At 68.5% G+C, this 26,009-nt stretch carries 27 protein-coding genes and 4 pseudogenes; 19 read left to right on the top strand and 12 right to left on the bottom strand.

The features are described 5' to 3' along the window. The first annotated feature begins 181 nt into the window (after nt 1-181). From OHS70_RS36415 to OHS70_RS36405, 3 genes are all read left to right on the top strand, one after another. Nucleotides 182-775 carry a DinB family protein gene (locus OHS70_RS36415; RefSeq protein WP_328404795.1) on the top strand — a complete coding sequence of 198 codons (594 nt, stop codon included), beginning with the start codon at nt 182-184 and terminating at the stop codon, nt 773-775. A 17-nt stretch (nt 776-792) separates the two neighbouring features. Beyond that, a complete protein-coding gene (locus OHS70_RS36410) occupies nt 793-1,398 on the top strand; it encodes a DUF4232 domain-containing protein (RefSeq protein ID WP_328404793.1) in 606 nt (201 codons plus the stop codon). A 321-nt stretch (nt 1,399-1,719) separates the two neighbouring features. After that, nucleotides 1,720-2,118, top strand: a complete 399-nt coding sequence (locus OHS70_RS36405) for a DUF6221 family protein (protein WP_328404791.1) — start codon at nt 1,720-1,722, stop codon at nt 2,116-2,118. Nucleotides 2,119-2,420: 302 nt separating this feature from the next. On the opposite strand, the gene OHS70_RS36400 is transcribed toward OHS70_RS36405, so the two are convergent. Further along, nucleotides 2,421-3,017 carry a GNAT family N-acetyltransferase gene (locus OHS70_RS36400; protein ID WP_328404789.1) on the bottom strand — a complete coding sequence of 199 codons (597 nt, stop codon included), beginning with the start codon at nt 3,015-3,017 and terminating at the stop codon, nt 2,421-2,423. A 392-nt stretch (nt 3,018-3,409) separates the two neighbouring features. Here OHS70_RS36400 and OHS70_RS36395 point away from each other — a divergent pair. The 4 genes and pseudogenes from OHS70_RS36395 to OHS70_RS36380 all read left to right on the top strand — a co-directional run. Next, a pseudogene (locus OHS70_RS36395) lies at nt 3,410-3,496 on the top strand (TetR/AcrR family transcriptional regulator); the annotation flags it as partial. Nucleotides 3,497-4,000: 504 nt separating this feature from the next. Next, nucleotides 4,001-4,285: a hypothetical protein gene (locus OHS70_RS36390; RefSeq protein WP_328404787.1), complete on the top strand. Its 285-nt coding sequence runs from the start codon at nt 4,001-4,003 to the stop codon at nt 4,283-4,285. A gap of 224 nt (nt 4,286-4,509) precedes the next feature. Continuing rightward, on the top strand, nt 4,510-4,887 hold the full coding sequence (locus OHS70_RS36385) for a VOC family protein (RefSeq protein ID WP_328404786.1): 378 nt from the start codon (nt 4,510-4,512) through the stop codon (nt 4,885-4,887). 285 nt (nt 4,888-5,172) lie between these two features. Further along, a pseudogene (locus OHS70_RS36380) lies at nt 5,173-5,340 on the top strand (GyrI-like domain-containing protein); the annotation flags it as partial. Between the two features lie 206 nt (nt 5,341-5,546). Here OHS70_RS36380 and OHS70_RS36375 read toward each other — a convergent pair. The 3 genes from OHS70_RS36375 to OHS70_RS36365 all read right to left on the bottom strand — a co-directional run bounded on the left by OHS70_RS36375 (nt 5,547) and on the right by OHS70_RS36365 (nt 6,605). Further along, entirely contained in the window at nt 5,547-5,684 is a 138-nt protein-coding gene (locus OHS70_RS36375; protein ID WP_328404784.1) for a hypothetical protein, read from the bottom strand. Further along, nucleotides 5,663-6,052: a hypothetical protein gene (locus OHS70_RS36370; protein WP_328404782.1), complete on the bottom strand. Its 390-nt coding sequence runs from the start codon at nt 6,050-6,052 to the stop codon at nt 5,663-5,665. The genes OHS70_RS36375 and OHS70_RS36370 overlap by 22 nt, the downstream gene beginning before the upstream one ends. 268 nt (nt 6,053-6,320) lie before the next feature. After that, entirely contained in the window at nt 6,321-6,605 is a 285-nt protein-coding gene (locus tag OHS70_RS36365; protein ID WP_328404780.1) for a WhiB family transcriptional regulator, read from the bottom strand. Between the two features lie 818 nt (nt 6,606-7,423). Here OHS70_RS36365 and OHS70_RS36360 point away from each other — a divergent pair. Then, on the top strand, nt 7,424-8,917 hold the full coding sequence (locus tag OHS70_RS36360) for an IMP dehydrogenase (protein WP_328404778.1): 1,494 nt from the start codon (nt 7,424-7,426) through the stop codon (nt 8,915-8,917). Nucleotides 8,918-9,174: 257 nt separating this feature from the next. Here the strand turns inward: OHS70_RS36360 and OHS70_RS36355 are convergent. Both OHS70_RS36355 and OHS70_RS36350 read right to left on the bottom strand, forming a co-directional pair. After that, a pseudogene (locus tag OHS70_RS36355) lies at nt 9,175-9,454 on the bottom strand (DUF2087 domain-containing protein). Nucleotides 9,455-9,495: 41 nt separating this feature from the next. After that, entirely contained in the window at nt 9,496-10,092 is a 597-nt protein-coding gene (locus OHS70_RS36350; RefSeq protein WP_328406153.1) for an MBL fold metallo-hydrolase, read from the bottom strand. A gap of 278 nt (nt 10,093-10,370) precedes the next feature. On the opposite strand from OHS70_RS36350, the pseudogene OHS70_RS36345 reads away from it, so the two are divergent. Beyond that, nucleotides 10,371-10,829, top strand: a pseudogene (locus OHS70_RS36345) (AraC family transcriptional regulator); the annotation flags it as partial. Nucleotides 10,830-11,440: 611 nt separating this feature from the next. Here OHS70_RS36345 and OHS70_RS36340 read toward each other — a convergent pair. The 3 genes from OHS70_RS36340 to OHS70_RS36330 form a co-directional block, all read right to left on the bottom strand. Then, the gene (locus OHS70_RS36340) at nt 11,441-12,484 is read right to left on the bottom strand and encodes an SPFH domain-containing protein (RefSeq protein ID WP_328404776.1); all 1,044 of its coding nucleotides are present in this window, start codon (nt 12,482-12,484) and stop codon (nt 11,441-11,443) included. Nucleotides 12,485-12,487: 3 nt separating this feature from the next. Beyond that, entirely contained in the window at nt 12,488-12,919 is a 432-nt protein-coding gene (locus OHS70_RS36335) for an NfeD family protein (protein WP_328404774.1), read from the bottom strand. Nucleotides 12,920-13,669: 750 nt separating this feature from the next. Next, a complete protein-coding gene (locus OHS70_RS36330) occupies nt 13,670-14,173 on the bottom strand; it encodes a hypothetical protein (protein WP_328404772.1) in 504 nt (167 codons plus the stop codon). A 533-nt stretch (nt 14,174-14,706) separates the two neighbouring features. On the opposite strand from OHS70_RS36330, the gene OHS70_RS36325 reads away from it, so the two are divergent. Together OHS70_RS36325 and OHS70_RS36320 are read left to right on the top strand one after the other, a co-directional pair. Continuing rightward, on the top strand, nt 14,707-15,810 hold the full coding sequence (locus OHS70_RS36325) for a Ca2+-dependent phosphoinositide-specific phospholipase C (protein WP_328404770.1): 1,104 nt from the start codon (nt 14,707-14,709) through the stop codon (nt 15,808-15,810). Between the two features lie 503 nt (nt 15,811-16,313). Then, on the top strand, nt 16,314-17,150 hold the full coding sequence (locus tag OHS70_RS36320) for a hypothetical protein (RefSeq protein WP_328404768.1): 837 nt from the start codon (nt 16,314-16,316) through the stop codon (nt 17,148-17,150). 64 nt (nt 17,151-17,214) lie between these two features. Here the strand turns inward: OHS70_RS36320 and OHS70_RS36315 are convergent, their stop codons facing one another. Together OHS70_RS36315 and OHS70_RS36310 are read right to left on the bottom strand one after the other, a co-directional pair. After that, nucleotides 17,215-17,814, bottom strand: a complete 600-nt coding sequence (locus OHS70_RS36315) for a hypothetical protein (protein WP_328404766.1) — start codon at nt 17,812-17,814, stop codon at nt 17,215-17,217. Nucleotides 17,815-18,119: 305 nt separating this feature from the next. Next, on the bottom strand, nt 18,120-18,269 hold the full coding sequence (locus OHS70_RS36310) for a hypothetical protein (protein ID WP_328404764.1): 150 nt from the start codon (nt 18,267-18,269) through the stop codon (nt 18,120-18,122). A gap of 145 nt (nt 18,270-18,414) precedes the next feature. Here OHS70_RS36310 and OHS70_RS36305 point away from each other — a divergent pair, with 145 nt between their 5' ends. The 3 genes from OHS70_RS36305 to OHS70_RS36295 all read left to right on the top strand — a co-directional run bounded on the left by OHS70_RS36305 (nt 18,415) and on the right by OHS70_RS36295 (nt 20,112). Beyond that, nucleotides 18,415-18,708 carry an STAS domain-containing protein gene (locus OHS70_RS36305; RefSeq protein WP_328406151.1) on the top strand — a complete coding sequence of 98 codons (294 nt, stop codon included), beginning with the start codon at nt 18,415-18,417 and terminating at the stop codon, nt 18,706-18,708. Further along, the gene (locus OHS70_RS36300) at nt 18,708-19,640 is read left to right on the top strand and encodes a sensor histidine kinase (RefSeq protein WP_328404762.1); all 933 of its coding nucleotides are present in this window, start codon (nt 18,708-18,710) and stop codon (nt 19,638-19,640) included. The genes OHS70_RS36305 and OHS70_RS36300 overlap by 1 nt, the downstream gene beginning before the upstream one ends. A 151-nt stretch (nt 19,641-19,791) precedes the next feature. Next, nucleotides 19,792-20,112, top strand: coding sequence for a hypothetical protein (locus tag OHS70_RS36295; protein ID WP_328406149.1), 321 nt, complete (start codon nt 19,792-19,794; stop codon nt 20,110-20,112). Between the two features lie 282 nt (nt 20,113-20,394). Here the strand turns inward: OHS70_RS36295 and OHS70_RS36290 are convergent, their stop codons facing one another. Beyond that, entirely contained in the window at nt 20,395-21,885 is a 1,491-nt protein-coding gene (locus OHS70_RS36290; protein WP_328404760.1) for an FG-GAP-like repeat-containing protein, read from the bottom strand. A 583-nt stretch (nt 21,886-22,468) separates the two neighbouring features. On the opposite strand from OHS70_RS36290, the gene OHS70_RS36285 reads away from it, so the two are divergent. From OHS70_RS36285 to OHS70_RS36265, 5 genes are all read left to right on the top strand, one after another. Continuing rightward, on the top strand, nt 22,469-22,846 hold the full coding sequence (locus tag OHS70_RS36285) for a hypothetical protein (protein ID WP_328404758.1): 378 nt from the start codon (nt 22,469-22,471) through the stop codon (nt 22,844-22,846). 26 nt (nt 22,847-22,872) lie between these two features. Then, nucleotides 22,873-23,391 carry a hypothetical protein gene (locus OHS70_RS36280; RefSeq protein WP_328404756.1) on the top strand — a complete coding sequence of 173 codons (519 nt, stop codon included), beginning with the start codon at nt 22,873-22,875 and terminating at the stop codon, nt 23,389-23,391. After that, complete coding sequence (locus OHS70_RS36275; protein ID WP_328404754.1) at nt 23,388-23,771, top strand: peptidase inhibitor family I36 protein; 384 nt, start codon at nt 23,388-23,390, stop codon at nt 23,769-23,771. Before OHS70_RS36280 ends, OHS70_RS36275 begins: the two co-directional genes overlap by 4 nt. Before the next feature lie 372 nt (nt 23,772-24,143). Further along, the gene (locus OHS70_RS36270) at nt 24,144-25,103 is read left to right on the top strand and encodes a threonine/serine dehydratase (RefSeq protein ID WP_328404752.1); all 960 of its coding nucleotides are present in this window, start codon (nt 24,144-24,146) and stop codon (nt 25,101-25,103) included. A gap of 108 nt (nt 25,104-25,211) precedes the next feature. Continuing rightward, nucleotides 25,212-25,814 carry a GNAT family N-acetyltransferase gene (locus tag OHS70_RS36265; protein ID WP_328404750.1) on the top strand — a complete coding sequence of 201 codons (603 nt, stop codon included), beginning with the start codon at nt 25,212-25,214 and terminating at the stop codon, nt 25,812-25,814. The last annotated feature ends 195 nt before the right edge of the window (nt 25,815-26,009 follow it).

Here is a 26,009-nt window from a genome sequence, read left to right as displayed (position 1 = left end):
CACGTCGTGCTGCGACCGGAGGAAGCCATTTCCGGGCCATGGGCCAAGTCGCGACGGCGAGATCGTGTGGCCGTAGAGTCCTGGCTTCGCCCCAGCGCTGAACAGCGGACCGGTGACCTGTCGCAGCGAGGCTCAAGCAAATTCACCGAACAGAAGATCGCGCAAGCGGCAGACTGACCGGATGACCTCATTGAATGCCAAGACCGACCTTCACTTTTACCTGCAGTCCGCCCGCGATGCCCTGCTGTGGAAGCTGGAGGGACTCTCGGAGTACGACATCCGCCGCCCGCTGACCCCGACCGGCACCAACCTTCTGGGCCTGGTGAAACATGTGGCCAGCGTGGAACTGGGCTACCTCGGCGACACCTTCGGACGGCCGTCGGGTGAGCCACTGCCCTGGCTCGAAGACGGTGCTGAGCCCAACGCGGACATGTGGGTCACAGCCGACGAGTCACGCGAACACATCGTGGAGCTCTACCGCCGGGCGTGGACGCACGCGGACGCGACGATCGACGCCCTGGCGCTGGACACCATCGGCAGGGTGCCGTGGTGGCCCGACGGCAGGGACGAGGTGACGTTGCATCATGCCGTGGTGCGCGTGATTGCCGATACGCACCGGCACGCCGGGCACGCCGACATCATCCGGGAACTCATGGACGGTGCCGTCGGGATGAACAAGGGCAACGTCAGCATGCCGTCGGGCGACTCGGCGTGGTGGGAGAACTATCGGAGCCGGCTGGAGCGTGCAGCTCGGGAAGCCGACCGAGAGGCGTAACTTCCGACCGGGCCTGAGTGAGACGACGACCGGACACCCATGTGATGGCCGCAGTTGGCAGGTGCGTCAACGGACCTCGCCAACGAGCCTCGGGTGCCGACGACCCCGCCGCACCCGAGGCGCCCGCCACCAGCGAGAACGGCACGGGCACCGGCGGCGGCACCGGAAGCACGAGCGAGGGCAGTGACGGCGACGCCTCCCCCGTCACCTGCACCGGCGAGAACACCAAGGTTGTCGTCAGCAAGGTCAGCCGACCCATCAACCACCTGCTGCTCACCGTCACCAACACCGGCTCCCGCGCATGCGCCGCCTATCACGCCCCGCTCCTGCGCTTCGACGAGGAACAGTCCGCCACCCAGATCATCGACGCCAGCAAGCCGCAGTCGGTCGTCACCCTCGCCCCCGGCCGGTCCGCCTACGCCTCGATCATGCTCAGCGGCGCCGGCGCCCCTGAGAGCAACGGCCGTACCGCGCAACGCCTCACAGTGCACTTCGCCCCGCGCAGCGGCACCGGTTCGGCCGAGGGGCCCACCCAACTGAAGCTCCCCGCAGGGACGTACAAGGACGACAACGCGGCCGTGACGTACTGGCAGAGCGACATGTCGGAGGCGCTCACCTACTGATCGCTCACCGATCGTCCCACGCAGCCACCTGACCCGGAGGCCGCCGTTCCCCTACGGCGGCCTCCGTTGCCGCGCGCACCGTCAAAGACCTTTTCGCACCACCGCACCCTGATGGCACCGTCTGATCCTCGTACGGCCTCCGTGTCAACCGCCGCGACCAGATGTCATCTGTCCTCGAAAGGCGCACAAGTCTCCATATGCACGAGGCCACGTTCACGACGGCTGCCGACGGCGCTGCCCGGCCTGGCTCACCGGGTACCCGGTCCCCCACAATGACCCGGCAGTCACTGCACAGCACGTCACGAGAGGAAGCACCGTCGCATGGCCGGCAACAAAGACATGGTGGCCTTCATCGAGGCGCGGCTCACCGAGGAGGAGCAAGTCGCGCGGGACGCCGGCGGCGCCAGCTGGCGATGCCCGGCCGACGTGCCGGGAGAGGTTCACGACAGGATCTCCGGTATCGCTTTCACGGTCAGAGGAGCCGGTTACGACCGGCACATCGCGCTCCAGGACCCGGCCCGCACACTGGCCCGCATCGAAACCAGCCGTGTCCTGCTCGGCGAGTACGCCGAAGTGGCCGACCGCGACACCGACCGTCCGAACGACGACTACACCTCCGGCCGTGCCGTCGGACTCGGCTTCGCCGTACGCCAACTGGCCGCCGAGTACGCCTGGCACCCCGATTACAAGGCGAAATGGCTCCCCCGATTCATCCGGTAGCACCCACACACGCGTGAGGACCTGAACGGTCATGACGAGGCGGTGGCGAGTCGGTCGTGCCACGGCACAGCGCCTGGGCGCGCGGCCGACACGTCACCGGAGGATGCGCATGGTCAGCCGGCTCGCCAGTCGGCGGGCGGGCGCTGCTGTTGCCGAGGACGAGAGCCACGCCAACCGGGCAACCTGGGCGAGGACGGGCGATGGTCCGGTCGCGGCACTGGGACTTGGCAGCCGGTCGGCACGCCCCGCCGCGGTGCCTCACTCGGCTCGCTCATGGCGCCCAGGGTCACCCGCGCACCCCGCTACGCGACCCGGGAGTCAAGCCGCTCCCTCACTCCCGGCCACTCGTCGGCAAGGATCGAGAAGTAGACGGAGTCCCGCCAGCTTCCGTCCGGCCTGCGACGGTGGCGCCGCAGTACGCCCTCCCGCTGGGCGCCGAGCCGGGTGATGGCGGCCTGCGACCGCAGGTTCATGTGGTCGGTCTTCAACTGCACTCGACCCATGCCGAGTTCCTCGAAGGCATGGGTGAGCAGGAGCAGCTTCGCCTCGGTGTTCACGGCCGTGCGCCAGTACGCGCGGCCGTACCAGGTGTAGCCGATCTCCAGCCGCTCGTCGGACACGTCGATGTCCATGAAGCTGGTCCATCCGACGGCGCGTCCGCTGGCGAGGTGCACGACCGCGAACGGCACGTACTTGCCCGCCGCGGCGTCGTCGAGGAGTTCACGCAGCTTCAGCCCGAGCTCGTCCCGCGTCTGCGGCGCGGGCCCGGCCTGCCACCGCCACACGTCCTCGTCCTGGCCGCCTGCCAGGAAAAGGTCGTCGAGGTGTTCCTCGGCGAGGGGTTCGAGGCGTATGTGCCGGCCGGTGAGGGTGACGGGAAAGGGAGTCTTGGCAACCATGATCGACAATTTATGCGCCTTTCGCGCTAGACACAATTCACTATTGCTCTAGTGCAATACCGGCCGATGCGGTCGCCAGCTTCTCGCCTCCGACGTGAGCCGGCGGTGATCCGAAGAAGACGCATGAGGGTGACGCGCACGGCCCCCCTTCGCCGGGCGGGCGAAGGGGGGCCGTACTGACGGGGCGAGGTAGCCTGGGCACCCGCTTGCCATGGCCCGCAGAGGCCGTCACGCCCTCGGTCCTGCCCAGGGAGACGGACGACTCGGTGTGAGAAGCCGTCGTTTCCGGTCGTCGCGTCGCTTGGGTCGCCAGGGTGGGGTTCGAAGGACTGGTAGTCGCTCCCGGGCTGCCTCGGGGGCCTGGAGCTCCCGCTTGGTCATGCCGGGCCGTGCTGGCGGAGATGGTGCTGCGCATGCTGGGCGTCCCACCCGACGAAGCTCTCGAGGTCGCCCGGCGCCCGCTGCCCAGCCTCGCCTGACCGGGCCCACTTCGGTCGGCCGGCGGCGTGCAGGGCATTCCCCCACGCCCCCCGCGGCGATTGCTGCCAGGTGGGCATTCCGGTCGTGCGCGCTCCGCGGGTCCTTCGAGGCCCTGTTCTCGCTATCGCTACGAGGGACATTCAGCACTGCGCAACGCTTGCGCTGACCTTCAGCCGAATCCGCTCGCCAGCAGCCACCGGATCGACGACGCCTGCCTGCCACGTGGCATCGGCCCCACACCCAGGGTCTGCACAAGCGAGGACGGCCCTCTTGTCGACGGGCTTCAGGCCCCGAAAGAGCGCAGCCGGCAGTGGTCGTCCGGCTCGACACGGAGAGCGGCCGCGTGGTGCCAGGCGCGGGGCGTGTGTGTCCGGGCCGGAAGCAGCCGTTCGGAGCACCAAAGGCGGCCCTTTCGGTGACAGCCGGACGCCTCGCGGGCGAGCGAGCTGCCGCAGGGGTACGGCGTCCCAGAAGACAAACCCGGAACCCGCGAGGAGATGGCCATGTACGCAGCAGTCCGGCGGTACGAAGGGGTGACCGACCCGGCGGAGGCGGGACGCCTCGTCGACGAGGGATTCGTGCCGCTCATGCGCCAGGTCTCCGGCTTCGTGGCCTACTACTGGGTCGATGCCGGGAACGGAGTGATGATTTCGACCAGCGTCTTCCAGGACCAGGCCGGTGCCGAGGAATCGGTCTCGAAGGCGGCCGACTATGTGCGGGACAACCTCGCCTCACTGCTCCCGAACCCTCCCCAGGTCACAGCCGGGAAAGTAGTGGCTTCCGCATAGCGGCGATCCGACGCCGGTCCACAGCACGCGTCACGGGTGCCTTCGCGGCGGAGTCCGGCGCTTCCGGGACCACCACCCGTGGTGACCCGACCCAGGGGCGGGGCACCGTCCCGGCATGTCGGCGACAGACCGGGCAGGCAATCGTGCCGACTTGTCCGAACCAAGTCTTGGATGCGCCGACTCATGCATCGAGGACGTCCGGCGCCGCGATTTATGATGATCGGATGCTGACGTTCACCGATGTCATCCTCGACTGCCCCGACCCCTGGAAACTGGCCGAGTTCTACGCCGAGCTGCTGAGCTGGGAGATCAACACCGACATCAGCACCAAGGACTGGGTCAACCTGCGCAACGACGGCGTCGAGCTGTCGTTTCAGCGGGTGGAGAACTATCAGCGGCCCAGCTGGCCGGGCCAGGAGCATCCGCAGCAGTTCCACCTCGACTTCGAAGTGGACGAGTTCGAGCCCGAGCAGCGCCGGGTGATCAAGCTGGGCGCCACCCTCCAAAAGAGCTTCGTCGGCGAGTCCGGCTACGGCTGGCAGGTCTACATCGACCCGGCTGGGCATCCGTTCTGCCTGTGCCGCAACCCTCCCCGGTCCTGACTGCACACGACGAGAAACCGCCCCGGCTCCGAATGGAGCCGGGGCGGTCGGGCGGTTGGAGATGTCAACCGTTGTGATCTTGCTGCTATCCCTGCAGGAACTGGGTGTTGAGCAGCAGGTTCGGCGAACGCGCTGACCGACATCGCGCGACACCCGCGAGGTGCGGGGAAACCATCGAGGTACCGGACATGGTCGCCTCACCGCCGCCGGGGGCCGGGGACACGACGTCGACACCAGGCGCGTGGATGTCCACGCATTCTCCGTACGGGCCACGACACATGAGCGTTTCCGCAGGCGCTCAAGTACCTGTGGCGGGACGTGTTCACGCAGTGGTTCCCGTCCAATCCGTACCGCAGCCGGCCGGGGCCCGAGATCCTGCGGACCCAGCTGCCGCAGGACGCGACACAGGCGGACGCGGAGCTCTGGATCCCCGTGGAGCGGACTGCGGTCTGAGCGGTAGCGCGCGGCGGCCCTGGGTCGCCGCGCGCGTCGGAGAGGTTCATCAGTCCCCATTCGTCGTAGCCGAGCGCACGCACGTCACTGACTTTCCCGGTCCCAGGCGACGGCAGGGTCAGTCGGCGTTCTCGAACGAGGCACCGATGTTGTTCCCACTGGGGCGAAGAGTACCTGTGAGGAAAATTCGGGATCGGCATCATCGCTCAGCTGCTGGATATCACCCGGGCCAGGGTGGAGACCGAGCGGCGGCGGGAGGAGAAAGCCTCGGTGGCCATCGCCTCGAAGGAATCGTTCTGAGGCAGGCCCTTGTTGTGTGTGGTCAGCCGGTCAGGGGCTGCCACCGGTCTTCCTGTGCGGGGTCGATGCTGCTGAGCCACACCAGCGTCCCACCGATCAGACCGGGCTTGTCCCGCGTAGCCAGGGCCGGGGCTTCGAGCATGTCGGCAGCCTCTTCCAGGTAGGTGACCAGCGTGTCGAGTTCCTCGCCGGGGGCTTCGTTGTAGCGGGACCACCGGCCCAAATAGCCGGTCGCGGCGTCCAGGTAAAGGCCCGAGGTGCTGTCAGCCGGGCCCACGGCGACGACCGGAATCCAGGTTGGCTTCCACACGGTGATCCGCGCGTCTTCGGGGCGATCAGCATTGAGGGTGTCCTGGTGCGCCTGATCGTCCATCTTCAGCCGGTAGGCGGCGGCCACGGCGTCCAGGGTCATCAGAGCCCTGTTGCCCACCCTGCTGCCGAGGCGGTCACCGCGCCGAGATGCCTGGGCAGGGACTGCTGACGGTCCGGTCCCTGCTGACGGGACGTCGGTATCAGGAGTCCCGGACGCCGTGGCCAGGTAGCCCTCAAGGCCGATGACTCCGCGACAGGAACAGAGCGGGCGGGCCACCCCTGACGCAGCCTTCCGGCGGGTGCCGGAAGGGCCGCGGGGACGATCGCGCAACCGGTCGGACGTACCCCGCCGGGAGACCGGGGGGCGGTCAGCCGGCGCGTGGGCGCTCGTGTTCGCGCCGAGCGCCCTCCAGCACGCTGCGCCAGGAGGTGACACCAGGCTTGCGGCGCAACAGCGAGCGGCGTTCCCGCTCCGTCATGCCGCCCCACACCCCGAACGCGACCCGGCTGTCCAGCGCTTCGGCCAGACAGTCGATCCGTACCGGACACGCGACACAGACCGCCTTGGCCTTCTTCTGCTGCGGTGCTTTGGAGAACAATTCCTCCGGATCCGCACTACGACAGGCCGCCCGTTCACTCCACCGCAGCGTCATCGCGTCCTCCCCAGTCAAGGCCCTGTGCGGCAAGCCCCTGCCGCTGTCCAGGTAATACGGACCCACAGCTCAATCGGTTCAGCCCCGGCAAATCCGGCCGACAACACCACGCAGCCAGTGCCGACCACGCTCGGCCAGCCGGCTGTCTTCTCCCAGTGGTGTGTGGCCGCCGGGGCCGGTGGCGGGCCCTTGTCGGCCGGGGCGGCAAAGGGGTGACGGGCCGACTGTCCTGCTTCCGCGGCGAGTTGCCTGAAAATGATCAGCGTCGTCCTGGCTGTGGTTGGCAGTTCAGCGTCGTGGAAGAGACGTTGCTCCGCATGAAGGAGCTGTTGGTGGTCCTCTGCCTGCGGTTCCGCCGGCTCTCTGGCCAAATGTCCCGAACTCGAAGCCATCACCGGACATGTCCGGCCCTTCGCCCCGATGCTCACCGAGCGCCAAATGTTCGGCCGCGCAGGATTCCAACTCCTACGCAAGCGCGTTCTCCTCGTCCGTAAACCGGTGATACCGAGCTCGGCGGGGCCATGCCACTCTCAACGCGCCGCACGTCAACGGGGTGAACACAGAGAGTGCGGTACGATCCCGTATGGCGTAATGGAAGTCAGCGCCTGTGCAGCACCGTGCGGATTCGGGTCTGTTGTGCCTTCGCTGCCGATTCGGCCGCGCGTGCGAGCACTGCCCCGCCGGTTGCGCGCCGCTCTCAGGATGTCCAGAGCGCATTCTTCCGATAGTGCGCTACCGGCCGGCGTCGATCCGAACTGCCCGTACGAGCCTCGCCAATCTGCCGTTGATCGGTGCGCAGGCTCCCTTCTGGAGACGACGTGAAAATCCTCCCCGAGATTTCTCGCACGCTGAGTGAGTACCTCCTCATTCCGGGCCTGACCACAGAAGACTGCACGCCGGACAATGTGGATCTCGGGGCGCCATTGGTGCGTCACCGGATCGGCGAGGAGCCGGGAATCCGGGTCGCCACCCCCATGGTGAGCGCCATCATGCAGGCGGTGTCGTCACCGACGCTGGCGGTAGCGCTGGCGCAGGTCGGCGGGCTGTCGTTCATCCACCAGAATCAGCAGATCGAGGACCAGGTCGCGGACGTGCTGGCGGTGAAGCGGCACAAGGCCGGCTTCCGTACCAGCGACGTCACCGTGGCACCGCAGACGCCTCTTGGTGAGGTCGCCCGGCAGTTGGCCGACACCGAGCAAGGCGTGGCCGTGGTCACGGAGAGCGGGGAAGCGGGCGGCGAGTTCCTGGGGATCATCAGCCTCGACGACTTCCACCTGGAGCGTCACGGAGCGTCCGAGTCCGCCCACAACCGGATGCGGGGCCGGAACGGTCTGGTCACCGCTCCGGCCTCGGTTTCGCTGTCCGAGGCGAACGAGCTGATCTGGCAGCACCACCTGGACGTTCTGCCGGTGCTCGAGGACGGCCGGGTCGTCTCCTTGGTCCTCAAGAGGGACTATCAGGCCCACAAGACGTATCACCGTGCGACCGTAGACAGCGAAAAGCGTCTGCGTGTTGGCGCCGGTATCAATTCCCGTGATTTCAAGGACCGTATTCCCGCTCTGGTGGAGGCCGGTGCAGATGTGCTCTGTCTGGACTCCTCCGACGGCTATTCCGTATACCAGGCGAATACCCTCGAGTTCGCCCGGGAGACGTACGGGGACGACATTTTCGTCGGTGCGGGGAACGTCGTCGACGGCCGGGCCTTTCGTTACCTGGCCGATGCAGGCGCGGCGTTCGTGAAGGTCGGGATCGGCGGCGGGGCCATCTGCACCACCCGGGCACAGAAGGGCATCGGCCGCGGGCAGGCCTCCGCGCTGCTCGATGTGGTGCAGGCGCGCGACGAATACGCCCAGGAGACCGGGGAGTACGTGCCGCTGTGCTGCGACGGGGGGCTGCTCAACGACTCGCACATGGCGATGGCGCTGGCGATGGGGGCGGACATCATCATGCTCGGCCGCTACTTCGCCCGGCTCGACGAGAGCCCCTCGCGGAAGTTGCAGATCGGCGGCCAGTGGTACAAGGAGTACTGGGGTGAAGGCTCGCGGCGCGCACAGAACGCGGCCCGCTACGGTCAGCGCGGCCGGATGATCTTCGAAGAGGGCGTCGACGGCTACGTGCCCTACGCCGGCAGCCTGTATGACAACGTGGAGCGGACCCGGGCGAAGCTCACCTCAACGATGATCAGCTGCGGGTCGACGAACCTGCGGGACTTCCACCGCGATGCGGTGCTCGTTCCGGTGTCCGCAGAGTCATTCAAGCAGACCGGCGCCGAGGTGCAGCTGCGCCAGCCCACCATCGACTCCGGCGAGTGATCTGACCCGCCCAGGCTGCGACCTGGCCGAAGCGACCCCGTGCCCCGGCCCTGTTGAGGATCGGCCGACGCGGGGCGCTTGCCGTAAGGGGGTGGGGCGCAGGGCGGTCTGGGCGTAGGCGCGGGGCGGGGTGGGGCGAGGGTGAGGGCGGAGTGGAGGCGGCGGTGCCGGCGTCCCACCTGCAGTGTGCGGACCACCTTCGCCGTGTGGGCCGATCGCGGGTACGCGTCGGCCCACACGCCCTGCCCGGCCCGCCTCTAGCCGGCCCGCCGGTAGCTGCCGCCGTCCCGGGTCCGGGTCAGCTGCCCCCCGATGACCATGTAGCGCCGCAACGCCGAGCAGTCCTCGTGCACCCTGCACAGCGCCTCGTTGACCTCGGGCTCGGTGTACTCCCGGTCCGGCGCGAACAGGGTCTCGGCGAGGTGCGCGAGGAGTTGCTCGCGGCGGGCGGCCTTGCGGGGGATTCACCGTCAGTCGGCCGTGGGAGAAGAGGGCGGCCACCGAGTGCGAGCCGCCGTGGGCTTGGATCTCAGACATGGCCGGAAGCCTCTCCCGCCCACCGGCGGCCGGGCAAAGCATTATCCGCGGGGCCGACCGCTGCGATTCGCTCTACGCCCAGCCCGTGATCGCGAACCCGGAGCCCGCGCGCCGGACCCCCGCCGTCCCGGAGCCCGCAAAGTGTGCCGGGATGACCAGTTCGCGCTCGTCCGCCGCACGTTCCAGGAGGCGGCGGCGGGTCGCCGCCGCAGCCCGTTCGTCCTCGCAGAACAGCTGTTGCAGGACGGGTCGAGGATCTGCACCGGGCTGTGCAGCACATCCCCGACGAAGACGGCCCGGTCCGTCCCGGACGCCAGCCTCAGCACCGACGAGCCGGGGGGGCCGGGTGCGGGCTCCAGGGTGAGGTGGGCGTCGATGCGGTGCGACTCCTCCCAGAGCACGGCCTGGCCCGCGTGCCGCACGGGTGCGATGCTGTCGGCGAAGACCAGGTGGTCGTCGGGGCGGCCGAGCGAGTGGTCGCTCTGCGGGTCGACGGATGCGTAGTCCGCGGCCGCGATGAGGTACCGCGCGTTGGGGAAGGCCGGCACCCACTCCCCTTCCCGCTCCACCGTGTTCCAGCCGACGTGGTCCGCGTGGACGTGCGTGTTGACCACGACGTCGACGTCCTCCGGCCGCACCCCCGCTGCGGCCAGCAGCCCCAGGAAGTCGGTCTGCCGGTGGGCAAACTGAGGTGTGTGCGGACGCTCGCGCCCGTTCCCGACGCCCGTTCCACCAGCACGGTCATCCCGTCGCTGCGCAGCACCCACGTCTGCAGCGCCGCCACGAAGCTGTCGGTTCCGGGTTCCCAGTGCTCCGGGGCGAGCCACTTCTCGTGGTCGCGCCAGACCTCCGGCCCCGCGCCCGGCACGATCGCGCGGGCGGGGCCGAACGGCCCCTGCCACTCCACGATCCTGGCCGCGAGGTGGGGGCGGCACAACCGGGTTCTGATGTGGTCGTGCCCGGCCTGCTCGATCTGCTGCTGGTCTACATGATCCGCGCCTGGATGGACGAGGGTGCTGCCCTGGCCGGCGGCTGGCCTGCCGCGCTGGCCGGCGCGCTGCGCGCGCTGCACGAGGACCCGGCCGAGCCGTGGAGCAACGAGCTGCTCGCGGCCCGGGTCGGGGTGTCCCGGGCAACCCTCACGCGCCGCTTCACGGCTCTGGTCGGGCGCCCGCCCATGGCGTATCTGGCCTGGTGGCGGCTGACCCGTGCGGCGGGACTGCTGCGCAGCACCGCCGAGCCGCTCGACGCGATCGCCCGCCGGGTCGGCTACGGCTCCCCGTACGCGCTGTCGCACGCCTTCAGCCGCCAGTTCGGTACGACACCTGGCCGGTACCGGGCCCGGAGCGGGGCGGCGACACCCGTTGCGGGGTGACCGCCGCCCCGCCGTACCGCCCCACCGTCAGAACACGAGCGGAGCGGGGTTCTGGGGAACGCGGCCGTGCAGGTCACGGTGATGCCGAAGACCACGACCCTCAGGGACGTCGCCTCCAGGCTGTCGCCCGCGGCGACCGTGCCCGTCAGCGGGCCGGTAGAGACGGCAGCCCCGGCGGGTACTCCGTCAGGTCCACCCTGGCCCTCGCCAAGAACGGCACCGGCACCGCAACGTTCACCGGCAGGTCCAACCCGGCGATCCTGGCGGCGCCAAGACTCTGGACAAGTTCCATCGCTCCAGGTCAGCGGCGCTCCTCACTTCTTTGGTCACACGTCGGACAGCCACGCTCGTGAAAGCGCGATGCCCAAGACGACCCCCCTACTTCGCAGTCGGGTCAGCAAGCCATTCGTAGGGTTGGCTCAGAACTGCGGTCGGCCGTGCCGCCGGTACGGCCCCGTCAAGCCGCCTGCTGAGCGGAGATCACGTCCACGTACCTACTCAATCAGGCCGTCCTGCCCCCTGTCGGCCACTCGTGCCCCGGGGCGCTGGTCGCGGCTTGTCCGCAATGCCGCACGCTCGGTCGATGAGGGGCCGGTCGGGTTGCCGGCCTTTCATCCACCGCCTGCGAGGGGGTCGGCCGGGAGGGCGCCGGAGGCATCGGCCTTGGCTGCGTCGGCGAGGGCCTCGGCGGCGGCTTCTGCGGCCTGCGCCGTGTCGTCGGCGGCCTTCTGGGCCGCCCTGTCGTCCGAGGATCTCTCGCGGGTGGCCGACGACTGGGGCAGCGCCTCGCTGAAGGCGCGGGACACGCCCTGGAGGGCGGAGGTGACCTCGCTGGGGATCACCCAGAATGTGCTGCCCGAGCCTTGCGCAAGTTGCGGCAGCGCCTGGAGGTACTGGTAGGCGAGCAGCTTGGGGTCGGGGTCGTTGCGGTGCACGGCCTGGAACACCTCGTCGATGGCCCGGGACTGGCCCTCGGCCTTGAGGATCTCAGCGGTGCGGTTGCCCTCCGCGCGAAGGACGGCAGACTGCTTGTCACCTTCAGCGGTGAGTATCTGTGCCTGTCGCTGTCCTTCGGCTCCGAGAATTGCGGCCCGCTTGTCCCGCTCGGCCCGCATCTGCTTCTCCATCGCGTCCTTGATCGACTGCGGGGGATCGATGGCCTTGATCTCCACGCGGTTGACTCTCAGCCCCCACTTGCCTGTGGCCTCGTCGAGCACGCCACGGAGCTGGCTGTTGATGGTGTCGCGTGAGGTGAGAGCCTTTTCCAGGTCCATGGATCCGACGACGTTGCGCAGGGTGGTGACGGTGAGCTGCTCGACCGCCTGAAGATAGTTCGCGATCTCATAGGCGGCCGCTCGTGGATCGGTGACCTGGAAGTACAGGACAGTGTCGATCTCGACAACCAGATTGTCCTCGGTGATGACTGGCTGTGGCTTGAAGGAGACGACCTGTTCCCGCAGGTCGATCACCGGATAGACGCGGTCGATGTAGGGGATGACGACGTTGAGTCCGGGTTGCAGTGTGCGGTGGTAGCGGCCAAGTCGTTCGACATTGCGAGCGCGTGCTTGGGGCACGATACGAACCGCCCGCAGCACAGTGAAAACTGCGAAAAGCGCGACGATCAGGCCGGCGACGAGGAGCGCCGAAGCTTCCATGGTTCACTCCCGGGGGTGGACGAGTGCGGTGGCGCCACTGATTTCGATGACATCGACGGCCGTTCCCGGAGGAATCACCAGCGTCTCGTCATACGCGCGGGCCGTCCATTCCTCGCCGCCGATGCGGACTCTGCCGCCCAGGCCAGTCACCTCTGAGACGACGTAGGCGGTCCTGCCGACCAGTGCGTCCACGCCGAATCGCTCCGCCTGGGGCTGGAGCACGTGGCGCAGCACGATGGGGCGCACGAACAGCACGCTGAGCGTGGCAACCAGGGTGAACACCAAGAATTGCAAGGGCAGCGGAAGTCCGACTGCGGCAAATCCCGCCGTGACCAACGCAGCGCCGGCCAGCATTCCCAGCGCAGCGGTGAGAGTGAAGATCTCCGCCACGGCCAACACCGCTGCGGCGATCAACCAGATCAGCCATGGATCCATTGCGTGCCCCTCCTGACGGGTGCGGGCGCAAATGGCTGAGCGATGCCCCTTTGGCTGCCGACGCGCGGCAGCCGCATACCTCTGAGAAAGAACCCGCCATACAAACGGAACTGTGCTGGCGCACCGCGCCCCAGGCGACTGTTTCTCTTACCTAAAACATGTTTACCCAAGCGGAATGCAGAGCGATCATCGTGCAGCCTCCCGAGCCGGCCTCGGCGATGTCCTCACCGGTGATGTCGGTCCGGTGGACCCGGCTACGGCTGTGTCCACCGGGCCGTCTCTTCAGTCTCGCAGAGTGCGCGCATGCACCGCGGCCCGGCAGCACTCCGCCGCGCTCCTGTGCAGGTCAAAGACCAGCCCGGAGGGTTTCAGTGGGCGTCACCCCCACGGACGCCGCTGTGGACGCCGCCGCTCGGCCGGCCACCACCAGAATCATGGGCGCAACAGCTCGGCTCGCTCGGGCTGACACAGGCCAAGGTCAACCCGCTGAGACGCGATCGCCCAGCTTGGGCCGACTTGTACGACGCGGGCTCCGCGCCTTGTTGCGAGGGCTCCCAGAGGCCCTGCTGGAACCACCGCGGACCTGGGGCGGGTGGAGCCGAGGCGGAAGGTCCAGATCGACGAGTGGCAGGACGTCCGCGGACCCGGGCCGTGCGTCGCCCCAGGACCTCGGAGCCGCGAACGCACGCTCCGCACAGCAGCCGGACTCCGCCGACCAGCGGCCGTGGAGCGCAGCCCGTCAGCGCGCCTTCAGCAGGGTCCTTCCTTCACGTTCACCGTGAGAGTGACGGTCTTGGTCTTCGGCATGTCCGTTTCCGGGTGCGGCGGGGACATGCGCATGCAGTAGGTGGTCACGACGTCGTCGGTGCTGATCTCGAAGGTGTCCAGGCCATGGCCGCCGCCCACGCTGCCGGCAGCACCGGTCGCATCCGAGTCGTTGATGGGTTCGACATCGATGACCGTGTGCTCGGGCCCCTGTCCTGCCTCCTGAACGGCTTCTTCGATCAGGTCCTGTAGCCGAGATGGCCCACCAAGGTGTGTGGTTCCGCTTCCAGTTGTTGTGCGGCTACATGAACAGCGTCCCGAAACTCGCCCTCGCTCCACTGCGAGCTGTCGAAGAGGTGGTACATGAACCCGCTCACGAACACGGCGGACATTCACGATCAGCGCCCGCCCTATGGGGTTGTTCGGGTTGTACACAAGCGTCCCCCGCCTGCAGACGAAGATCGGCTCGTCATCGTGGTCTCCACTCACCTGGTGAGGGTAACGAATTGTAGGCATACGGCCGATAGGCCAGCCCCGCCACGACAGCCTCATCCCGGGAGACAGCGTCGGCCAGACGGTGAGCATGCAGTCGATGAACGGAACCAGGCACCCTGAGCACATGCCTTCGCCACGGCTGAGCCGTTCTTGCCGGTTTGATGTCGGGCCGCTGTGTCAGCTGAGCCATTGGTGCCAGTGGGCTGTTGGCGGCTCGCAGCGCCCGCGGCTCCGTGCGTTCGTTTGACCGTCAGCAGTCTGCCTATGGAACAGCTGTGAGTTCCAGCCGATGGGTTACCCCGGGTACGCCGTCGCCGCTACTGTCGCTCAGTCATGTTCCGCGGCACTCCTGCGCGGAGTAGACCGGCCCCCCGCTCCACCCAGTGCTACTCCTTGCAGCAGTCTCGGCCGACCCGCCGCGCCTTCGCGACGCACCGCGAAATTGGTCGCGCATACGGCCGACACGCGGCGTTGGGGGTCGCCCACCGCCTGTAGATGCACCGTCACTTCGGATTCAGGGAGTCTCGATGTCCGTGAAGATCGCCGCCTCAGGCAGATGGCTGCGCAGAGCCTGCGTTCTGGGCAGTGCCCTGCTGCTTGCCGGCGTCTTGCCGGGTGCGTCAGGCGTGTCGGCCAGTGCGGCCACGAGCGTGTCGTCGGCTTTCGACGACACGCGGCTGGACCGCATCACCCTTTCCGGCCTGCACAACGCCTTCGAGGAAGACAAATCCAACAAGCTCACCAAAGCGCTGGACAAAGGCGCCCGCCTTTTGGAGCTCGACGTCTACAGCACCTACAGCGGCACGGGCGGATGGGTCGTCAGCCACTCCAACCCTCTGATCAACGACAACAACTGCACCTACAAGGTCGGCACCTGGATCTTCAAGACCACCCAGAGCAACGGGAGTCTGCGAACCTGCCTGGACAACCTCGGCGACTGGAGCGAGGCCCACCCGGATCACGACCCCGTCTACATCAAGCTCGAGTTGAAATGGGGCTTCCGCAAGAAGGCCGGCAAAGGACCTGCCGACCTCGACTCGCTGATCAAGAACCACCTCGGCGCCGACCGGGTCTTCAAGCCCAGCGACATGATGGGCACGACGTACCCCACCCTCGACGCCGCCGCGAAGGCGGATGCCTGGCCGACCTGGCGGCAACTCCGCGGGAAGTTCATCTTCTACCCGATCACCGGCACCATCGAGAACAAGCTCGCCGGCTACGACCTGGACAACCTCTCCACCGCCGAGGAGTACGCGAGGCACGTACGGGACCTGGCCGGCACGGGCGGACTCGAGCAGGCGATGATGTGGCCGGACATGCACCCCACGTCCGGCACCGGCGATCCCCGCACGAAATACGAACCCTCGCTGCGCCCCTGGTTCGTCATGTTCGATACTCAGGCGGTCAACTGGCTGGGCGGGGGATATGACATGGCCTGGTACTGCTCCAACCACTACCTGACCACGGCCACCGCGGCAGCAACCGTTCCCCCCGCCCTGGACGAGACCGACCCGGACCCGACCGCGGCTGCGGAACGCGTCGCCCATCTCGCCCAACACGGCGCCAGCACCGTCACCCACGACTGGATGAATGCACCCGGCGCATTCACTGTCCAGTCCCGTAAGTGCTGATACGCCCAATCGCCGCCCCCGGGTGACAAGCGCCGCCATACGGACTCGGCGGCCAGGTGAAGGTCTCGCTCACGCTGCTCCCTCTCCCCTGGTGGAGCATCTTGCTCAATGCCTCCGGCGCGGCAGCCAGTTCCTCGGTGCCGGCCAGGCGTTGTGTCACCGCGTCGGCGACGTCCGGCACGGGGCCCGGGGGTGGGACGGTCCTGAGCGCGGCCTGGTGTCTTCGGGCCGCCCGCTCGGTGTTGCACGTGACGTTCGTCGCGATCCCCAACAACCACGCTCGCCTCTGTTCCGGCCGGGCGCCCGGCCGCCGGCTGGGCACCCCCACGGGCCCACACCTGTCCCGGCCGCTGCCGTCGCGCAGAGCCGCGCACGTCATCGGGTTCGGGCTCGCGTTCGTCGCTCACGGGACGACCAGGAGTGAAGGGGTGGGGCACGGCCCTGCACCGGCCGTGCCCTGCGTGCATGTCTAGGCTGGTGGCCACCGCGTAAGGAGATGCACCGTGCCCGGCCGCCCCAGCGTCCTGTTCGTGACCGATCTCGCCTACCAGGCTCAGGGACGGCGCTACGGCGACGAGGACATCTTCTTGACCTCGCGTCTGCGCGACGCCTTCGACCTCGCCCTGTGTCACCCCCTGGACGCCGCGGCGCTGATGGACGCCTTCGACGCGGTCGTCGTCCGCAACAGCGGCCCCGTGCTGCACTACCAGAAGAAGTACGACGCCTTCCGGGAGCAGGCTGCTGCACGTGGCACCCGGGTCTACAACCCGCTGTCCGGGCGCGGCGACATGGTCGGCAAGCAGTACCTGCTGGATCTGACGACTGCCGGGTACCCGGTCATCCCCACCATCGACCGCCCCCATGACCTTCACCTGCTGCCCGAGACCGGGAGTTACGTGGTCAAGCCGAAGGCCGGCGCCGACTCCATCGGCCTGAACTTCGTGCCCCGGGACCAGCTCAGCGGCCTCGCCTACGGCGACATCCTGGTCCAGCCGCGCATCGATTTCCGCTACGAGGTGTCCTTCTACTATGTCGACGACGCCTTCCAGTACGCCCTCCGCGCCCCCACCCCCGACCGGCGCTGGGACCTTGAGCCTTACCGGCCCACCGATGCCGACCTCACCTTCGCCCACCGCTTCATCGACTGGAACACCCTCGACCACGGCATCCAGCGCGTGGACGCCTGCCGCACCCAGGAAGGCGAACTGCTCCTGGTCGAGCTGGAGGATCTCAACCCGTACTTGTCCCTCGACCTGGTCTCCGACCGGACCCGCGACGACTTCGTGACCAGCATGACGGCCTCCCTCCATCGGTTCCTGGACGCTTCGCCCCGCACCTGAAGCGAACACACCGCCGGCACACCCATCCCGCTGCTGGGATGCGAACCGGGAACGGTCACGGCGGTCAGCAGCGCACGCCGACGATGCCCCAGCCGCGGCGCTCTGCCTCCGTGACCACCTCTCCCCAGTCGATGAGGAGGTCGGCAAACGATTCGAAGGTCGTGATCCATCCGCCGGGTTCTGCGGCGTGCCGGGTGAACGGCTCGCGCAGAGATTCCAGTTGGGGTGCCGCCTGCCTCCACCACCCGGCGATCAGCGGCACATGATCGGGCGGACACCACAGCAACAGGTCCGCGTCCCAGGTGCACGGCCGCTCCGGGAGCCCGGACCCGACCCCGGTGGTGTCCTCCAGACGGTGCCAGAACAGCGCGTCGTTGAAGCGGTCCAGCACCTCGCGCACCTTCGGCTCGACGAAGTCGCGCATGTGGTCCCAGCGGTGACCGGCCCAAAAGTGCGGCTTGTACGAGCCGAACGTGTTCCGCAACGCATACCTGCCGTACCAGTCCTCACCCGGCTGCGCGGGCCACGACCAGCCATGCTCGAAGATGTCGTCGCTGTACGCCTCTCCGAAAGCGGCATCGATCAACAGCTCTTCCCGGTCGCCGGCCGCGGCGGTCTCCACCCGCGCCCAGTCCACGATCAGCACTTCTGTCCCCACACCCATCACGCCAGCGTAGGGGAGGGAAACCCCTCACCGGCCGGGTCATGGGGTGCCCTTGAAGCCCAGCTGAGCTGAGCTTGGTTGGTGTTCTGTGTGGCGGCGCTGGTCCGGCGCTCGTGGTCTCGCCACTCGCCGTCGAAGAACTGGAAGGCCGCCGAGCCGCGGGGCGGGAGTCGCCGGCGTCCATCGGTCGGACTTGCCGAGCCGACGCCGTTCGGCCTTGTGGGGCCAGTTGACCTCGACCGCCGAGACAGCCCCCGGGACTCTTCGAAGAGCCCCGGGGCCGCTTTTCTCAGACCGGGCTTGGATCAGGCGAACGGGCCGCCGGTGCCGTAGTAGGTGCCCGGCTCGTCGTGGTGGGCACGGTCGCCGAGATGCTTGTCGCGGTGGAACTCAGGAGCGTCCTTGATCTGCTGCTGGTCGCGCAGACCATGGCGGCGCTCGGCGAGTATCGTCACCGGCAAGGTGATCCGTATCGCCCGCACGGCACACGGGCATACTGGGCCACGAACCGGTCGCAATCCGGGGGTGATGAATGTGGGCAGGTCGCGGGCCGCGGATGCATCGACGGCATCGTCCGTCGGCTCCACGGACGCATTGCAGGTGCACCCCTTGGCCGACCGCACGGGGTGGCGGGCGGCCGGCGAGATCACTCTCGCCACCTGTCCAGCCTGGGAGCAGACGCTGGATCGCCTGGCGCTGCGCGATGCGGAGGTGTGCCACCTGGAGCTCTCCGCAGTCACCTTCATCGACGTCGCCGGCGTCTCCGCTTTGGCGGTGACCGCCCAGGAACTGCCCGCGGGGCGGCGTATCGTGCTCGACCAACCGCCCGCCACCATGCGGCGGCTGCTGGAGATGTTCTGGCCGGATCTTGCCGCGATCGAGGTGGCGGCGTGATGACGGCCCCGACTTCCACCGAGGCGTTTGTGCACCCCGCCCTTTTCTACCGGGGCGACCGGGAGTACCTGAACGGCACGGTGCCCTTCATCCGCGACGGCCTGAGGACCGGAGAGCCGGTGGCGGTCGCCGTACCCGGCCCGAACCTGGCCCTGCTCCAAGAAGCCCTCGACGAGGACGCCACCACCGTGCACTTCGTCGACATGACCACGGCCGGACGCAATCCCGGCCGGATCATCCCCGCCGTACTGCATGCTTTCGCCGACGCCCATCCGGGGACGCGGGTACGGATCATCGGCGAGCCGATCTGGCCCGGCCGCAGCAGCCTGGAGTACCCGGCCTGCGCCCAGCACGAGGCCCTGATCAACCCCGCGTTCCGGGGTAGGAACGCGACCATCCTGTGCCCGTACGACGCCGACCGGCTCGACGAGCAGGTGCTCACCGACGCCTACGCCACCCACCCCGTCGTCGTCTCCCGCGGCCATCAGCAGCCCAGCCCCTCCTACGCACCCGGGCATGTCGTGGAGCGGTACAACCTGCCGCTCTCACCAACGGAAGGAGCTGCCGAGGCGCATGTCTTCGGCGTCGACGAGTTGTCGGCTGTCCGGCATTTCGCGGTCGAGCGGGCCGCGCGGCTCGGCCTGTCCGGGACCCGTCTGGAGGATCTCGCTCTGGCGGTTGCCGAGTTGACCACGAACAGCGTGGTGCACGGCGGCGGCTCGGGCACGATGCGGGTCTGGGCCGAGGGCTCCCAGGTGGTGTGTGAGGTCCGAGACCGCGGGCACATCAGTGACCCGCTCGCCGGCCGTCGGCCGCCCGCCCTGGACCAACGAGGCGGACGAGGCCTGCTCCTCGCACATCTGCTCGCCGATCTCGTACGCGTCCACACCGGCCCCGACGGCACGACCATCCGCTGCTATATCGCCTGCTAGTACTCCAGTCCGACTTCGCGATCTTGTCGGGCGCCTCAGTCGGCGGTAAGCCTGGTGCTGCACGTATATCGCGTTGTGGGTCCAGGGGCGCCACCATAAGGTCACCGGCATGTCCTTACGTCTTCGTATGCGTCAAGCGCTGCAGGAAGCGATGCGTGCCCGTGACAAGGCCGCGGTGAGCGCCTTGCGCGCAACACTTGCTGCGCTGGACAACGCTGAGGCGGTGCCCGTGGGCGAGGCTGAGCTCCGCGGCTTGGCCCTTGAGCAGTCGCCGGTTGGTGTCGGCGTCACCGAAGCAGCTCGGCGTGAGCTGAGCGAGCACAGTCTGGTGGATGTCGTGCGCGCCGAGGCCGCCGAGCGACTGGAGGTTGCGGCGCAGTTGACTGCGCCCGCGCACGCTGACCGAGCCGCGCGGCTCCGCGCGGAGGCCGCCGTGCTGCTTCGCTTCCTCGACGGGCCCGGCACCGCATAGGACACGGCGTCGCATCGCACCCGAAGCGACGCAGGAGCAGGAGCTGGGAACAGATGGCCGCTCGGGTAGTCGCCGGTCGAGCCACGTCGGCCCGGGAGACGACCGACGTAGGCGGGTGCCGTCGGCGTGGCGGATTCGCCAGACAATGCAGGGACCGATCACGCTGCCTTGCTCTTGGCGGCTGCGGTGGTCGGTGTGGACGGGGGAGGACAGGTCTCGGCTGCTCCGGATGTGGCGGTCACGGGCGTCGCCGACACCTGTGACCGCCACGGCGGCCGTGGCTCAGTAGTTGAACGTCGAGCCGAGCAGCGCACCCGTCGCGACCGTGCCGAGCGTGCCCGCGCCGAAGGTGAACGAACCGGTGGGCGTCACCCCGGAGGAGTTGGACTTGAACACCCACACCGAGCCGGCGTCGGCGTTCTCGCCGGGGGCGCCGACAACCAACTCGGCGCGACCGTCGCCGTTGGTGTCGACCAGCTTGCCGGCCGCGCCGAAGCCGTCGTTGTTCTCCGCGGTGCCGGGAACGCCCGCGGTGTTCTGCGAGTAGCTCCCGGCGCCCGTGCCGGTGAGCCCGGCGGCCGTGCCTCGGAGGGTGACGACCGCTCCCGCCTGGTTCCTGCCGTCGAAGTCCTCACCGGGGACGCCGACGGACACGTCCGCGTAGCCGTCACCGTTGACGTCGGCGACCTGGATGAACTCACCGAACGCGTCGTTGTTCTCCGCGACACCCGGGATGCCCGCGCTGTCCTGGTTGAAGACCTTCGCCTGGGTGCCGACCGGGCCGTTGTTGCTGCCGGGGACGTAGGTGATCATGCCGCCGTTGGCGGTCGGTATCCCCAGGTCGCTGTCGTAGCCGTCGACGGCCCGCCCCACGACGATGTCGTCGATGCCGTCGTTGTTCACATCGCCGACGTCGAGTCTCTCGCCGCCCTCGAGCCGGAACCCGTTCGCGCGCTTGACCGAGATGGGTCCGGTCAGTCCCGTCTTCGTGCCCGTCCAGTAGCGGATGTGCCGCCAGTCGTACTCGTCGAGCGAGTTGACCACGGCGACAAGGTCGGTGACCCCGTCGCCGTTGATGTCGCCCACTGCGAGATCCAGGAGCCGCATGTCCTCGATGTCGGTGACCGATGCCGTGCTCCGCGACGAACCGTCGCGGCCGAAAGGCCCGGACAGCACTCGCAGATTCAGGTAGTTCTCGACCCCGACGACGTCGATGGCACCGTCCTCGTCGAAGTCCCCGGCCCTGACCGTCCAGCCGAGCCGGTCGTGGGCCTCGTCGCCGACGGCCAGCGTCGCGGAACCGGAACCCGACAGCCCCTTGTCACCGCCCCAGATAACTGCGAGAGAGCCCGAGTTGGAGATGGTTCCGATGTCCTCACCGGACGCGCCCACGACCAGATCCGCGTAGCCGTCGCCGTCCAGATCACCCGTGGTGACCGAGCTCCCGTACACGTCCCCGGCCTCGACGACACCAGGGATGCCTGCGCTGTCCTGGTGGAACACCTGCTTGGTCGAGGTCTTCAGGCCCGTCGACGAGCCGTACACGACGGCCACGTATCCCGCCTTCGCCTTGCCGCCGACGGTCCCCGAGGGCGCGGGGAAGGCCACATCGGAGTACCCGTCGCCGTTGAAATCGTCCCGGAGTTCCGCGGCGATGGCGATCCGGGCAGGCGCGGTCCCCTGCGCCTGCGCGGCAACAGGGCCGGTCACCGCACTGGTCACCGCGATCGCGCTCGTCAGTCCGAGCCTCCATCGCAGTCCACGTCTGTTCATGCCACTCCAGCTGCTGTGTGCTGCACATGCGTGCACCGGCCCGACGGTGCACGTGAGAGGGTGCGTCGTCGGCGCTGCGACACGGCACACCCTCCTCGTTGCGGCCAGCCGGTGAACGGGATCCCTGACGAATCCGCAGACGACAAGACCCGTGGCAAGGCCAAACGGTTGTACGCCTCCGCCCTCCGCTCGCGCGACCACGACGCCGCCCCTTGGCGCAAGGTCCTACCGCTGCGCGTCGCAGCTCGTGCCGATCGCCACGGGGGAAGGCACCTGGGACGGATGTGCGTGCCGGATCGCCGGCACCAGCGATAGGCGCAGGCGGCCTTGGGCATGCCGCACCGTGTGTGCTCACGTGCGGTGCGAGCCCCGGGATTCTGCCGCTCCTTGCCGCACTTGGCCGATCGGCCAAGTGCGCGAGCCTGCGTGACGGGCCCTTTGCGAGGCCGTGGCGTCGTGGGGACGGCGGCTGCAGTACGACTACCCACCACGACGGGTGACGCACGCGCTCACTGCGCTTACCTGCGACAACGCCGGGGAAGGCAGCGCGTGCACCCTGTAACCGCCTTCCCCAGAGGTTGAATTGAGACGCTCCGCCCTCGCCTACGCCGGCATCCTCGCGACGCTCGCGCTGACCGCACTGCCCCCGCTCGCTCCCCCGGCCTCAGCACTGCCCGGACACGTCTGCTTCTGGCCCGAGCCAGGAGAGACGGGCCCGGGAGGCGGCTGGTGCTACAACCCCGCGGCCGGCGGATTCGCCGTGCCCGCCGACCATGTGCGCCGGCACGCCAGGTCGTTCAGCTCGCAGGTCGACAAGAACGTGTACGCCCTCCACTTCCCCAACCAGGGACCCTGCCTGCAGCGCACGCTCCGGGGCGGCGACTACGCCGAGAACTGGGAGTGGTGGAACAAGCTCGACGCGGTCGACACGACGCCGCACGCCGACTGCGAGCCGGGGTGAGGACCACGGGGCGCACACGCGCCGCCGTGTTCACCGCAGTCCTGTTGCCGGCGATCACTGGCCTGACCGGTTGTGGCACACCGCGCGAACCGGCCCTCTCACTCGGCCCGGACGACACGCTGAAGGCTGCCCAACGCCTGCTCACCGACCGCTGTCTGACCCGCCAGGGGCTCACCCCTCCGCACCCCGGCCACCCGCCTGCCGGCGCCGCCGAGGCCCGCCGCGTCGACCGCGCGCTGTTCGGCACCTCTCCGGCCGAGCTCACGCTGACGCTGCCCAGCGGGCACGTCATCGGCCACCACACCGACGGCTGCCTCGCGGCCGCGGAGCGCCGTCTCTACGGCGACCAGCGTCGCTGGTTCCAGACCGTCACGACCGTCAACAACCTCAAGACGAAGGCCCCGTCGCGCGACCGCGCCGCCTACCGGGAGCTGCGCTCACACGCACTCGCCGAGGCGAGGGCGCTGCTCACCGCTGCACACGCCGAGCTGTCCGCGGGGCACAACGAAATCACCGCAGTACGCAAGGAAAGGCACCCGTCGTGAAGCAACCCGTAGCCCTGCTCGCCGCCGCCCTGCTCGCCACCGGCGCGAGCCTGGCCACCGCCGCACCCGCGTCCGCCGCGAACTGTCCGAGCGGCAACTTCTGTGTCTGGACCGATGCCGACTTCGGCGGACAGCGCATGAATGCCTCGGGCGACGACGAATGGTGGGAAAGCTGGATCGCCGACCAGGACTCCTCCTGGGCGAACCACGGAATCTCCGGCCCCGGTATCAAGGACCACGTCAAGGTCTACGAGGACGCCGTCCAGTTCCCGTCCACCGGCGGCGACATGACGATCTGCCTCCGCCCCGGCGACGAAGTCCGCTACAACGCCACCGCCAACGACCGTGGCGACTCCCATACATGGGCCATGGGCTGTTAGCACTCCAGGAGCACCTGGCTGTTGGAGGGAGAACCGCCTGCGGGTGTCCTGGGCATGCTGTTCGTCGAACCGCATGTCTCCCCCGACGGTCGGCAACGCGTTCCCGTCTCCCATCGGGCCATCATGACGTCTCGGCGCGCGTCCTGGTGCAGAGACGGCGGGAAGGAGACGTGTGGTCTCCTCCCCCCATCCGTTCCGCGTCGAGGGTGAGGGGGAGGGTCCGCGCAGCTTGTGCGGAGGCTGCAAGACAGAACGAGCCCAACCTCTGCCCAGAAAAGGGAGGGCGGAGGACGACGGGCGCGGGGACAATCGGCGCATCAGTGAACCGCATACCACCGCACGGCTCGTGTCTGCTCATGCCTGGAGACTCTCGTGACCATTGCCTTCGACGACGTACGAGCCGCAGCCGACCGCATCGCCGGGCGCACACGGCCTGTCGTGCTGACTCCCATGGATCCAGGGGCGCTCGGCGGGGCCGAGGGGTGGCTGGCACTGGAGTTCATGCAGCACACCGGCTCGTTCAAGGCGCGCGGCGCCATCAACTTTCTCAGCAGGTACATCGACGCGAGCCTCATGCCGGACGCGGGCGTGGCCATTGCTTCCGGGGGCAATGCCGGGCTCGCCTGTGCCTGGGCTGCAGCGCAGCACTCGGTAACGGCCACCGTGTTCGTGCCGGTGACGGCACCCGCGGTGAAGGTCGGCAAACTCGAGCAACTGGGCGCTTCGGTCCGGAAGATCGGCGCGGAGTATGCCGACGCGCTGACCGCCTCACAGAAGTTCACCGCAGAAACCGGAGCCCTGCAGTCACATGCGTACGACCACCCACTGATCGCAGCCGGTGCCGGAACGGTGATGGAAGAGATCGTCCAGGCCCGGCCCGGCCTCGACACCGTTGTGCTCGCGGTCGGGGGCGGCGGGCTGTTCACGGGGGTCGCCGTGTCGGCCCTCGAGCACGGCGTGGGGGTGGTGGCCGTGGAACCGCAAGGCTGCTGCGCCCTGCGATCTGCCCTGGACGCCGGCGAGGTGGTCGATGTGGCGGTCGAGTCCGTCGCGGCGGACTCTCTCGGGGCGCGCCGCACATCCGAGATGGCGCTGGAATGGGCCCGAAAGGACGGCGTACGGTCCGTGGTGGTGGCCGACGACGCGATCACATCGGCCCGTCAGGCGCTGTGGGACCACCGCCGGATCGCGGTGGAGCACGGGGCGGCCACAGCGTTGGCCGCCCTCACGTCCGGCGTGTACCGGCCTGAACCCGGCGAGCGAGTGGCAGTGATCCTGTGCGGTGCGAATACGGACCCCTGCGATCTGACGGCCAGTACACACTCTTGCTGATCGTTGCAGAATGCCGGCACCAGGCGAGGCGGATACGTGGGTCAGGAAGTACGCCGACGGACGCCGGCAGCGTCCGTCCAGCATGGGACGAGTACAAGGGTGCAGGCCGTGCAGTTGGAAGCGGTGCCACTGGTCGGTGCACATGTGCGGCTTGAACCGCTCACCCATGGGCACCACGACGGCCTGTGCGAGGCAATCCAGGACGGCGAGCTGTGGAACCTGCAGGTGACACTTGTCCCCCACCCCCGCGATGTGAGCGCATTCATCGACGATGCGCTCGCCGCTCACGCCGCCGGGAGCCAGCTGGGGTACGCCACCATCGACCTGGCCACCGGGCGCATTGCCGGATCGACCCGGTTCATGGCGGTCAACCTGCCGCATCGCAGGCTGGAGATCGGCTTCACCTTCCTCGGCCGGTCCTGGCAGCGTACGGCCGTCAACACCGAGGCCAAGCTGCTGATGCTCACCCACGCCTTCGAGGCGCTCGGCATGAACCGGGTCGAGTTTCTCACCGACGTCCGTAACGGCACGTCACGGACGGCGATCACCCGCCTCGGTGCAACACATGAGGGGATCCTGCGCCAGCACATGGTCATGCGAGACGGATGGATCCGTGACTCCGCGCTCTACAGCATCACCGGCTCTGACTGGCCGAACACGAGGAGGTCCCTCATCGCTCGCCTCGCGCACCGGCGGCCCGCTACTGACTGATCGGCCGCGGCGTACCGCTGAGGCACAACACCGGCCTCACCCGGCGCTTTCGATGGACGCCCTGGGCCGCGTCCTGCGGGATCTGCCTCCCCAGCGGACGCGTGATGCGCTGCAGGTGCGGGCGCATCCCATGAGCTGGGCGGCGAACACGTCGGAGGGGGGCGGTCGTTGGCTTCCGGACCGGACCGGCGACAG

Source organism: Streptomyces sp. NBC_00390 (genome assembly GCF_036057275.1).
Lineage (GTDB): Bacteria > Actinomycetota > Actinomycetes > Streptomycetales > Streptomycetaceae > Streptomyces.
The sequence above is the reverse complement of the archived record's forward strand: the minus strand, read 5'-3'. Positions and strand labels throughout refer to the sequence as shown.

Coding starts and splice junctions, on each gene's coding strand:
- OHS70_RS36415 (WP_328404795.1), top strand. CDS start 182: ATGACCTCATTGAATGCCAAGACCGACCTTCACTTTTACCTGCAGTCC.
- OHS70_RS36405 (WP_328404791.1), top strand. CDS start 1,720: ATGGCCGGCAACAAAGACATGGTGGCCTTCATCGAGGCGCGGCTCACC.
- OHS70_RS36400 (WP_328404789.1), bottom strand. CDS start 3,017: ATGGTTGCCAAGACTCCCTTTCCCGTCACCCTCACCGGCCGGCACATA.
- OHS70_RS36390 (WP_328404787.1), top strand. CDS start 4,001: ATGTACGCAGCAGTCCGGCGGTACGAAGGGGTGACCGACCCGGCGGAG.
- OHS70_RS36385 (WP_328404786.1), top strand. CDS start 4,510: ATGCTGACGTTCACCGATGTCATCCTCGACTGCCCCGACCCCTGGAAA.
- OHS70_RS36370 (WP_328404782.1), bottom strand. CDS start 6,052: ATGACCCTGGACGCCGTGGCCGCCGCCTACCGGCTGAAGATGGACGAT.
- OHS70_RS36365 (WP_328404780.1), bottom strand. CDS start 6,605: ATGACGCTGCGGTGGAGTGAACGGGCGGCCTGTCGTAGTGCGGATCCG.
- OHS70_RS36340 (WP_328404776.1), bottom strand. CDS start 12,484: ATGGAAGCTTCGGCGCTCCTCGTCGCCGGCCTGATCGTCGCGCTTTTC.
- OHS70_RS36335 (WP_328404774.1), bottom strand. CDS start 12,919: ATGGATCCATGGCTGATCTGGTTGATCGCCGCAGCGGTGTTGGCCGTG.
- OHS70_RS36325 (WP_328404770.1), top strand. CDS start 14,707: ATGTCCGTGAAGATCGCCGCCTCAGGCAGATGGCTGCGCAGAGCCTGC.
- OHS70_RS36315 (WP_328404766.1), bottom strand. CDS start 17,814: ATGGGTGTGGGGACAGAAGTGCTGATCGTGGACTGGGCGCGGGTGGAG.
- OHS70_RS36300 (WP_328404762.1), top strand. CDS start 18,708: ATGACGGCCCCGACTTCCACCGAGGCGTTTGTGCACCCCGCCCTTTTC.
- OHS70_RS36295 (WP_328406149.1), top strand. CDS start 19,792: ATGCGTGCCCGTGACAAGGCCGCGGTGAGCGCCTTGCGCGCAACACTT.
- OHS70_RS36290 (WP_328404760.1), bottom strand. CDS start 21,885: ATGAACAGACGTGGACTGCGATGGAGGCTCGGACTGACGAGCGCGATC.